Source organism: Pseudorhodoplanes sp., assembly GCF_046289595.1.
In the GTDB taxonomy this organism is placed as follows: Bacteria; Pseudomonadota; Alphaproteobacteria; order Rhizobiales; family Xanthobacteraceae; genus Pseudorhodoplanes.
This window is the reverse complement of record NZ_JBKBVB010000149.1, coordinates 1-9824: the sequence shown is the minus strand read 5'-3', so window position 1 is coordinate 9824 and position 9824 is coordinate 1. Positions and strand designations below refer to the sequence as shown.

General features: G+C 60.4%; 12 protein-coding genes. 3 read left to right on the top strand and 9 right to left on the bottom strand.

The features are described 5' to 3' along the window. The first annotated feature begins 127 nt into the window (after positions 1-127). The 3 genes from ACK41X_RS21110 to ACK41X_RS21100 are packed head-to-tail and all read left to right on the top strand — an operon-like array spanning position 128 to position 2800. On the top strand, positions 128-1630 hold the full coding sequence (locus ACK41X_RS21110) for an ATP-binding protein (protein WP_409727480.1): 1503 nt from the start codon (positions 128-130) through the stop codon (positions 1628-1630). Continuing rightward, positions 1617-2528, top strand: coding sequence for an HNH endonuclease (locus tag ACK41X_RS21105; protein WP_409727474.1), 912 nt, complete (start codon positions 1617-1619; stop codon positions 2526-2528). Before ACK41X_RS21110 ends, ACK41X_RS21105 begins: the two co-directional genes overlap by 14 nt. Next, a complete protein-coding gene (locus ACK41X_RS21100; RefSeq protein WP_409727471.1) occupies positions 2525-2800 on the top strand; it encodes a helix-turn-helix domain-containing protein in 276 nt (91 codons plus the stop codon). The genes ACK41X_RS21105 and ACK41X_RS21100 overlap by 4 nt, the downstream gene beginning before the upstream one ends. Here the strand turns inward: ACK41X_RS21100 and ACK41X_RS21095 are convergent. The 9 genes from ACK41X_RS21095 to ACK41X_RS21055 form a co-directional block, all read right to left on the bottom strand. Beyond that, on the bottom strand, positions 2760-4001 hold the full coding sequence (locus tag ACK41X_RS21095; protein ID WP_409727468.1) for a type II restriction endonuclease: 1242 nt from the start codon (positions 3999-4001) through the stop codon (positions 2760-2762). The genes ACK41X_RS21100 and ACK41X_RS21095 overlap by 41 nt on opposite strands. Beyond that, a complete protein-coding gene (locus ACK41X_RS21090) occupies positions 4002-4415 on the bottom strand; it encodes a very short patch repair endonuclease (protein WP_409727477.1) in 414 nt (137 codons plus the stop codon). It abuts the gene before it with no gap. 31 nt (positions 4416-4446) lie between these two features. Next, a complete protein-coding gene (gene dcm, locus ACK41X_RS21085) occupies positions 4447-5691 on the bottom strand; it encodes a DNA (cytosine-5-)-methyltransferase (protein WP_409727465.1) in 1245 nt (414 codons plus the stop codon). 331 nt (positions 5692-6022) lie between these two features. Continuing rightward, positions 6023-6472, bottom strand: coding sequence for a hypothetical protein (locus ACK41X_RS21080; RefSeq protein ID WP_409727463.1), 450 nt, complete (start codon positions 6470-6472; stop codon positions 6023-6025). Then, positions 6472-6759, bottom strand: coding sequence for a hypothetical protein (locus tag ACK41X_RS21075; protein WP_409727460.1), 288 nt, complete (start codon positions 6757-6759; stop codon positions 6472-6474). Before ACK41X_RS21075 ends, ACK41X_RS21080 begins: the two co-directional genes overlap by 1 nt. Beyond that, positions 6756-7586, bottom strand: a complete 831-nt coding sequence (locus ACK41X_RS21070) for a hypothetical protein (RefSeq protein ID WP_409727457.1) — start codon at positions 7584-7586, stop codon at positions 6756-6758. Before ACK41X_RS21070 ends, ACK41X_RS21075 begins: the two co-directional genes overlap by 4 nt. A gap of 75 nt (positions 7587-7661) precedes the next feature. Continuing rightward, entirely contained in the window at positions 7662-7934 is a 273-nt protein-coding gene (locus ACK41X_RS21065) for a hypothetical protein (protein WP_409727454.1), read from the bottom strand. Between the two features lie 23 nt (positions 7935-7957). Next, complete coding sequence (locus ACK41X_RS21060) at positions 7958-8308, bottom strand: hypothetical protein (protein ID WP_409727451.1); 351 nt, start codon at positions 8306-8308, stop codon at positions 7958-7960. A 22-nt stretch (positions 8309-8330) separates the two neighbouring features. Then, the gene (locus ACK41X_RS21055; RefSeq protein WP_409727448.1) at positions 8331-9695 is read right to left on the bottom strand and encodes a DUF2793 domain-containing protein; all 1365 of its coding nucleotides are present in this window, start codon (positions 9693-9695) and stop codon (positions 8331-8333) included. Positions 9696-9824 lie beyond the last annotated feature (129 nt).

Below are 9824 nucleotides of genomic sequence, written 5' to 3'. Positions count from 1 at the left end.
AGGCGCTCGGCTGCGCAACCCCGACCAGCTCCGCCGAGCGCCCGTTGCTCCCACGGCGGAAAACCGCCAAACTCACGCCGCGGTTCTGCTTCCGGCTGGATGAAGAAACGGGGTCACAGCAAACTCCATCGCCGCAGCGGCGACCGTTGTCGAGCTGAAGCTAGACATGGACTACAAGGGCAACATCCGCATCGCCATTGCCGACAACGGCACCGGTATGGATCGGGACGGTCTCCTGAATGCCATGAAGTACGGGTCGGCGCGTCGTCCGAATCCAGCAAGCCTTGGCAAGTTTGGCTTAGGTCTCAAGACTGCTTCGACGGCCTTCTGCCGTCGTCTGTCGGTCATCTCGCGAGACAAGGGAAGCGCTCCGCTACTGGAGGCAACCTGGGATCTCGATCACGTCGTGAAGAGGGGCAAATGGGAGCTCCTTCTATCTGACAACGTGGATGAGGAAGCCGCCGAACTCCTGAACGAAATCGCACCGAAGAAGTCCGGGACGGTAGTGCTTTGGACGAAGATCGATCGAATGTTCGGTCGTGAATACAAAAACGCAGGGGGCGCTCACGCGCAGAACGCACTTATGCGCGCGATAAGCGGGCTCAAAGAGCACCTGTCGATGGTCTACCAGCGGTTCTTGGACCCTAAAGACACCCGAGCGCCGAATTTGGAGATTCGCGTCAACGGGGACGCCGTGCAGGCGTGGGACCCATTCTGTGAAGGTGTCTCAGATATCATCGGAAATGAAGTCGTTCCGACCGAAATGGGCTCCGGCAAAGAAGCGGAGTTTTCCGTCCGCGCCTTCATCCTCCCGCGCAAAGAGGAATTTCCGAATGAAGCTGCCGCAAGGAGAGCAAAGCTCTCGAATGAGCGGCAAGGTCTCTACATCTATCGGGAGAACCGACTCATCCATGAGGCAGACTGGCTGGGGATGTACTCAAAGGAGCCTCACGGCACTCTGCTGCGAGTCGAATTCTCGTTCGATCACCGTTTGGACGAGGCGTTCCACATTGATATCAAGAAGTCGCAAATAATTCTGAACGAAGATCTCTGGAACTGGCTAAAAGACGAGTTTCTTACCGCTCCTCGACGAGAGGCCAACAACCGGTACCGGACGGGTCAAAAAGCTGCCGCCCGCAAAAAGGCCGAAGGATCGCACGACACCTCGAACCAGAACATCGCATCGAAAGAGAGCGAAATCGATTCCGCCGAGGTAAACGTCAAGAACCCGGAGACGGGTGAGGTTCTGGTCACCAACAAGCAAGGCACGTTCAAGCTCAAACTGCGCGTAGAGAAGGCGCACCGACCGGGCGAGGTCTACGTCCAGCCCGTGGATGGTCTGGACGACGGAGCTCTCTTTAGCCCTGCAATCATTGACGGCCACAAGGCAGTAAAGATCAACACGTCCCATCCCTATTACCACAAGGTCTACGTGCCGAACCTATCCCGCGGCGTCACCATTCAGGGCATGGATTCGCTGCTCTGGGGGTTGTGCGTCGCTGAACTCAGCACGATCAGCGATACGACATCGAAGCACTTTGAGGAAATGCGTTTCGAGGTCTCACGCATCCTGAGGAAGCTTGTGGAGGACCTGCCGGACCCGGAGATCGAGGAAAATGTGGCAGCCTAATCCAAGTGCGCTCGCTGCTCACCTCTCGGAGCAGTTTGGCTTAGGCGTCCTAGGCGCGGCAGGCCGGGACCCCGATGGGCATCCCTTCCTCGAGCTTCGACCGGAGGGCGTGCATCGGCACGACGGATTTTGCATCCGTGTTGAGCTTGGTTGGAGAAGCGTCAAGGCCCGGTTCGTTCCGGGGCCTTTCGCGGGCGAGCTCATCGACGAGATGGGGAGAGCCGCTCCTCAAAACCGCGGCGTGTTTGCCGATCTTGTTCAGCGGTGTGTGGAAGACGGCGGTGCGATCTCCATGAGTGTGAATGGCAATCCGGTTGACCCTGCTGATCCGGGCACTTGGCCGATCTCTTGGCAAAAGATTGACCTACTACTCGAAAAGTCACCGGTTGCTGTGAACACTGAAGATGGGGACGAGAATGACCGGCAGCTCAACATCTGGTCGCGCAAGTTTACCGGAATGGTGCTTGCCTTGCTTCCATTAGAAACGCTGGAGGAGCCGGTCGATTCCAATCCGGACGGCCTGCCAGAAGGTGCCTGCATCCGAGTGGAAGTGAATCGATATGAACGAAGCCGCGTCAACCGTGCAAACTGTCTCGAAATTCACGGGACTAGCTGTAAAGCGTGCGGATTCAACTTCGGGCAAACTTACGGTCCCCTCGCTGAGGGCTTCATTCACGTTCACCACACGGTTCCGGTATCGGAGCTTGGAGGGTCTTACATCGTCGATCCTGTCCGCGACTTGGTGCCCCTTTGCCCGAACTGTCATGCCATTGCACACCTCAGAAAGCCGCCGCTTCAGTTGTCTGAACTGAAACATCTGCTCCGGACACGCGGGGTTGAGCCGGCAGGCGAGCCGGCACGCGTTGCAGTCAATTCCGAGGTGGGGACCTTCAAATGAGTAAGCAAAACGAGCTTGACCGAGCCGCCGGCGCCGCGTTGCGCGCGTTGCGGGAGAAAGCTTGTCGTTCCCAAGAAGATCTCTCAATCGAGATCGATATGGATCAATCGACACTCAGCAAAGTCGAACGCCTTGGCCCGTCCGCGGTGGGATGGACACGGTTTTGCAAGGTTGCCCATGCGCTTGGTCACGAGGTCGAGATCGTATTCCATCCTGCCCAACAGGAACAAGCTACGTCCCCGGCAGGTCCAGCAAGCGGACGTCGGCGATGAAGCTCTCAACACTGATAAGGTGCGGCCGGACGGACGAGGGATAGGCGTCGTGCAGACTTTGCGGGACAACAAGCTGGACGCGCGCGTCGCGCATTTCCCTGAATTGTCCTTCAGAAACGCCTTCCTGCAACGTCAGGAGGTGCTTGATAGATATTCTGCTCGCCTCGTTCAGAACTTGGCGCCAGCGATCTTTGACCGTGGTCTTTGCTGCAAGCATTCGCAGACGCGCATCGGGAAACGAAGGGGTCTCATACCTAGCTTGAGACGGAAATAGGAAGTCGGGTCGCTTGCCGCCCTCGATTACTGGTCTATGGGAGAAATCGGTGTTCGGCCGAAGGCCTTCCTCGACAAAGATCTCGCGAGTATGCAGCTCCAGTGAATTCCCAGACCGGGACTTTCGACTTTGCAGGATCGTTTGGGCGAGACTGAGGAAGCCCTCAACGGTTTGGAAGCCCTTATTGATTTGCGGCAGGTAGACCGCTTCCTCGATGCTCTGAAAGACCTCGTATTCGCATTGGCGACGGCGAACGAGACGGACATCGGGATTCATGCCGAGCGGGGGACGTAGCTCGATTGTTTTCCGAATGATCTGCTCTCCCGTCGGGAAGCGCGTAAGCCACTCCGCGGGAATTTCCGACGGATCAAGGCGGCAGCTCGTTCGGGCTTGCGGACGCTCAGTGAACAGGGTCGCTTCCGGGACGGTACCGGGCTGCCAAATGACCAATTCCTTGGGTTCGACCGGCCCGATCCGCTCCTCAATCAGATCCTCTTCGGTTCCGTCCCGTGACACCCAAACATGACATTCGCTGGCCGAACCGCCTTCGTTCAAGAGGAATACGAAAATGGAAATTGCGCCGGTGCTGTCAGGATCCAGGACTGCTGATTGACGACCGCCAAAACCGGTCAGTCTAGCCTCGTTCCGAGTCCCGGTGCCTCGGACCCTGTTATTGTACCAGACTGCTCGGGCTGCCCGATGGTCGAGATGGGAGTCGACATAAAGGTCAAAGGACACGTCTGGATTCTCAACATCCGGTCTGTTGAGCGAGGGAAAGACACGAAACAGAAATTCCTTGGGAATGTATGGCCCTGCTTGGTGAGCATTTGTTGCGAGTGTGTCGTTGGCGGCAAGCCGCTTAGCGTACCAGACTGTTCCTGGTCGCCCGAACTGATCCATCCAGTCTGTCAGATCGGCTAATGCCACCTACGCCCCCCGAATCTGTTCGTCCGTGTTTGTCGAGATAAGCCAATCCGCGATTTGGTCGGCGATCGCGCACACAGCTTCACGGGGCTGGCCACGCAGGGTACATTCCCACACTACGAGCCGTCTCCATCCCGCCTTCTTGAGCGCAGCGGCCACTTCGGCGTCACGCGATCGATTTCGCTCAATTTTTGCGGACCAAAACTCTCGGCGTGTGCCCGGCAGGCGAAAGAATCGGCAATCGTGACCATGCCAGAAGCAGCCATGGACGAAGACGGCTGCCTTGTAGGCGGGAAAGACGATGTCTGGTTTTCCAGGCACGCTGGGTGAATGCAGGCGATACCTGAATCCTCTCCTGTGCAGAGCCTTCCGAATGGACAACTCAGGACGAGTGTTCTTCGCCCGAATGCCCGACATCATTCTGCTGCGTGTTGCGGCATCTACAACATCAGGCACTTGCAACGCGTCTCCCTGGAACATCTAGGGCTGAGATCAAGTGTGGCTCCATGTGCCGAGCCACAGCCGCGATTACCGGGACAACGACGGCGTTTCCGAACTGCTTGTACGCCTGCGTATCCGAGACCGGAATCCGGAAGAACTGACCGCCGGGACTGTCGAACCCCATCAAACGGGCACATTCCCTAGGCGTCAATCGGCGCGGCGCCTTGCCATGCTGCCGAATCAGAATCTCCGAGCCATCCTTAAAGTATCGGGCTGATAGCGTCCTCGCCACATCTTGTGGTCCAAAAAGGCCGAAGCCAAAACCGTTTCCTTTCTCCCGATGCTTTTCGGCGTAGTCTCTCAGGTACCGCCAAAGGTGGTTTGAAAGCGTGTACTTGTCTGACACAACCGCTTGTCGTCCCGACGTATATGGTCTCTCTGGTTTCTCCGATCCATTCTCCGGGTGGAGTATCGACTCCAGTTTTGGACCTTTTAGCGGATCGGGAATGCTCATCGAGTCAAACGAGAACCTCGTTGGATCGCGAAATCCGACAATGATGATGCGCTCGCGGTGCTGCGGCACCCAAGACTTTGCGTCGATGACCTTCCAATGAATGTGATAGCCAAGTTGGCTTGTTAGCACCTCATGAATGACCCGGAAGGTTCTGCCCTGATCATGGTTCACTAGATTCTTTACATTCTCCAGCACGAAGGCGCGCGGGCGGTGATGCCGGATTATTCGGGCAACGTCGAAAAAAAGAGTGCCTTGCGCCTCACATGCAAATCCATGCGGACGCTCAAGAGCGTTCTTCTTTGAAACCCCTGCAATCGAAAACGGCTGGCAAGGGAAGCCCGCCAAAAGAAGGTCGTGTTCGGGAATGTCGGATTCATCTACTTGCCGGATATCGCCAGCGATCTCGTGTTCATCTTCTGGGAAATTAGCTCGATAAGTCTGCTGACAATACCGATCCCACTCGCATGTAAAGACGCATGTGCCTCCGATCGACTCGAAGCCTCGCCTCAGACCACCAATCCCTGCAAATAAATCGATGAACCGGAAGGACGATTTTGCCGCAACTGCTGGCCTGATCGTAGTCGGCTTCAGCGTCTTTAAAAGCTCGATGACGGCACGACGCGGCTTTACCGCGCCGTTCTCCCACCGATAGACCTCTCTCTCTGTGTAACCGAGGCGCGCCGCCGCCTCTGGAATCGAAAGCCCGGCCTGCTGCCTTAGGGCGGAAAATTCTGTCATGGCCCCCTCTGGGAAAGATTCTGACACAATGTCTGATTCGCACCTTTTGAACAAGAAGTGAACAGATGGTGGCCGCGATCCGATGTGAGATGGCGTAGCAGGGGCGGGCTTCTTATGGTTTGCGCGGTCCGCAGAGCATGATCCAGGCCGCGTTGTGTTCCTTCGCCTGCCGAATGGTCGCGTCTGTATCGGCCTTCGACCATCGAATCGGTTCGAATGCGGAGCAGGTTATGGCATCAGTCCCGACGGAAGCCGTCGTCGTCGCGCGGCCGGGAAGGATCAAGAGCGCATCGGCAGCAGCGCGGCGTGCATCGCCTTGCCGGTCTTGCCGTTATTTCCGCGCGAGCCACTGGGACACCGCGTTGGCGAGCGGCATGGCCGGCATGACCAGGAAGAACGACTGCACGATCGCCCACTGATAGGTATCGTAGGGCGGCGGCAGCGCGGGGATGCCCATCCCGCATCCGCCCTTGCCGGGGAGGCGTCCCCAGCCCCATGACGCCGGGCACATTGAATCCACCATCACCAGCCCGAAATGCACCGAGGCCGTAACGCCGGCGATGAGGACGATGAGCTTGGCGCCCCACCACGAATTCTGCGCAAGCTTCATTCTGTTGGTTTCGACCTGCGCGTTGAGGTAGGCGCGGAAGGCTTCAAGATCGATCGAGGCGCCGTGACGGAAGCCCTCAAGCTCGGCATTCGCGCGCCGGATCTGCCAGTCGAGGAACTTCCCCGCGAGGCCGGGAATCGCCGAGAGGACTGCGAACAGAACGTTGAGCATCAGTCGCGCCTCCCGACCGGCGTTGTCGTCTGGACCCGCAGGAGGATGTTCGCAACGTTGAAGCCGAGCAGCGTCCAGGCGGCGGCCTGGGGCGACATGATCGACTCCCACAGCGGGAACGACGCCGCGTATTCGACGATCTGGCCGGCTGCGATCAGAGCGGCCGGGATCGCGTTCACGATGACGGTGCGCCAGCCCTTCAAGCGATTGAGCCAGCCGTTGATCCCGGCGCGCCAGTACCAGACGGCCGCCGCGATGACGGTAAGAGCGACGATGACGGCGATCATGCTGTTTCTCCTTCTTCGGCCGCGCCCGCCCGTTCGGCGGTCGCAGTCTCGTTGACTTCGATCGGTGGAAGGTCGGCCGGCTTCCTGCGGCGCCAGGCGCGAATGAGTGCAATGGCGATGGCGACCGCGATGGCGGCGGCGGCGATGGCGAATGTCCATTCGAGCGCACCCCAGCCGGACCGTGCGCCGGCGGCGACGACGGCGCCGGCGGCCCCGGTCCCGACCGCGATCTCCGGCACAGGCTTCGGTCTGCCGGTCACGCGCTCGGCGATTGTCGAATCCAGGCGGCAGAGCGCCCGGAGCACCGGCAGGGTGCCGAGCTGCGTATCGACGTGCGCAGGGTCGAACACGCCGTCGCGGACATATTTGCCGCGCGTGTAATGGTTCGAGCCGGCCCAGACATAGGGGCTGTTCACGCCCCGCCGGATGTAGCCGAAGCCGTTGAAGCGCTCGCTTTCATAGCCGATGCGTTCGATCGGCCAGTCCCTGATCGCGTGCAGGCCCTTGAGGCGCAGCGCATCGATCGCCGCCTCTTCCCACGCCGCGAACGGGCCGCGGCCGGCCGGCACGAGCCGCGTCCGCGTGCCCTTGCCGATGATGTGCTCGCCGTTGTGAAGCACGCCGGCGAAATTGCAGGACGACTCGCGCATGTGCAGCAGCCCGATGAAGAACCATGGGACGCCGGTCTGCCGCTCGACCGCCTGATAGCGCGCGCGGCCGGCGAGGATGCGCCGCGCGGCGGCCTCGCATTCGGCGGCGCGCGTCACCGTCATGTCGCGCCACATGTTGCGATATCCGGCCGCCATGGCCGGGAAGGTCGGGGTCATCTTTGTCTCCTGAAACGGCAAAGCCCGCGCGCGGCGGGCTTTCATGGGAATGCGGGGACGTGTGCGTGGCGCCGTTCAAGCCGGCGGATGCTTCTGTTCGATCACGCGGTCGATCTTCTTCTCGATCTTGTCGAGATGGCTCATGATGCGGCCTTCGAGCTCCTTCATGCTGGTCGCGGTCACGAAGCTCGTTGCGACCAGAAGCTTGTAATTGGCGAGTTCGTCTTTCAGGGCGCGCAGCGCCGCGTCGGTTTCGTTGCGGTCGTGGAAGCGCAGCCAGAACAGCGCGCCGACCAGCGGCACGCCGATGACGGTGATCCACCATTGCAGGTCCATGACTGTCCTCATAAAGCTTCTGCCGTAGGGCCGAACTACGATCCAAACGGCACCGGGAACACGCATCGGGTTCTGGCCGCGGGATGCACCACCCACCGGCCGTCGATGAGGTCGCAGGCGCAACGCCAGGTCTGGCCGTCCTGCGACCAGCCCGTCCGGGGCAGCACCTGCCCGGTCGCAACGACGCGGACCTCACCGCCTGCCAGCTGGATCAGCGCGCTTTCATGCACCTTGCGGCAGCAATTGTTGGTGCGACAGCAGGACTGCGGAATCCAGCGCGCGATGTCGGCGGCTTCCTGCGGCGTCGGTTCGATCAGGTCTTCGGCGCCGCCGGCGGCCGGCAAGATCGTGGCGGCGAACGCCGCGAACGCCGTGACAAGGCGCATGATTGTCTCCGAAGAATAGGTTTCAGAACCCGCGCGAGCCGTAGAGGCTTGCGTTTTCCAGATACATCGTGTGCAGTGCGATCTGCACCGCGGCGGCGGTGGTGCCGTTGTTGCCCCATAGATGCGGGGTAAGGAATGTCCCCGCGTCCGGCAGATTGGTCGAGATCGTGCCGGTGGCGACGTGCCCGGTGTTCAGCCGCTCGACCCGATATTGGACTTCACTTCCGCCCGGCTCGGCCGAGAGCATGAGCTCGTAGAACTCCTGTGCCGAGTTGCTCGGGAAACTCGCTCCGAGATTGATCGCGCTCGCGGTCCCGGATGCGTCGTTGTGGAGCACACGCATCGTGCTCTGGCCGGAATTGAAGCCGATCCCGATGATATCGGTCAGCACGGTCGGATTGACGTCGCCGATTACCGCGGTTGAGCCGCGCAGACCTGCGAAGCAGCGGCCCTGCGGTTGAGTGATCTCCCATCCGAAGCGCATCAACAGATAGAAGCCGCCGCGATCGCTGCTGCTGCCTCGCCAAGCAATGAGCTCCGTCCCATTGACGCCTGCGGACGATCCGGCGGACGCGGCGGACGCGAAAATCAACCGCGGGCTCTGCGTGAACATGCTCGTGGCGGCGAGCGCGGCGGCCGTCGCGGTTCCGGTCGTGGTCGTGGTCAAGCCGATGGCGTTGAGCGTCGTGGTGTTGACGTTCGGGAACCATTCGGCGTAACGGCGCCGGGCCGAATTGCGCATGTCGGCGCGTCCGCACAAGCCGAAGACGCGCGCCGCGTTGAAGAACGCCGATCCGTCGGGGCTGACCTTGATGACGAAATTATCGTCCCCCAGCAGCCCGAACAGTGCGCGGGTGCTGAATCCGTCCTGGAAGACGAAGCCTGCATCCTTCGCGGCGGCGCTCTTGTTGAGCGTAACCCGCAGATCGCCCGTGCCGGGCGTCACGTCATCATGGCTTAAGAGGATGGCGTTGGATTTGACCGCGAGCCGGTTGGTGTTGTCGGCCGAAGTCAGGATGCCGAGCTTCGTGAGGTTCTGAAATGTCAGAACCGAGACGAGATCGACCCAGCCGCTTGTGGTGAAGACGATGATCGTTGGCTCATCGGCGACATAGGCGACGAGCCCCTTCACGGGCACGAAGAAGCGCCATCCGCCGTCGATCACGTAGGCGATATTGCCGGCCTGGCCCGCCCAGGCTCCGGTCGGGCTTGCGGCGACGAGGTAGGCGTCGCCGTCGGCAGGGCTGCCCGGCGGCGCGGCAAGGTCGCGATCGAGGATGTAGAGGTCAACGAGCGCGTCCAGCCGGACGAGGGCGTCGTTGTGCGTGACCTCCTTCTGCGCCTGGCCCTGGGCGATGTAGGGCAGGCCGAAGCGCGGCGTCGGCATCGCGGCGATTTCCTTATTTATATAGCGGCGGTGTTCAGAGAGTGGCGGCTAATGGCCAACCGCAGAGGAAGAAAAAAGAAAACCGGTCAACAGCAACCACAACCAAGACACACCGCAACCCCAAATCAG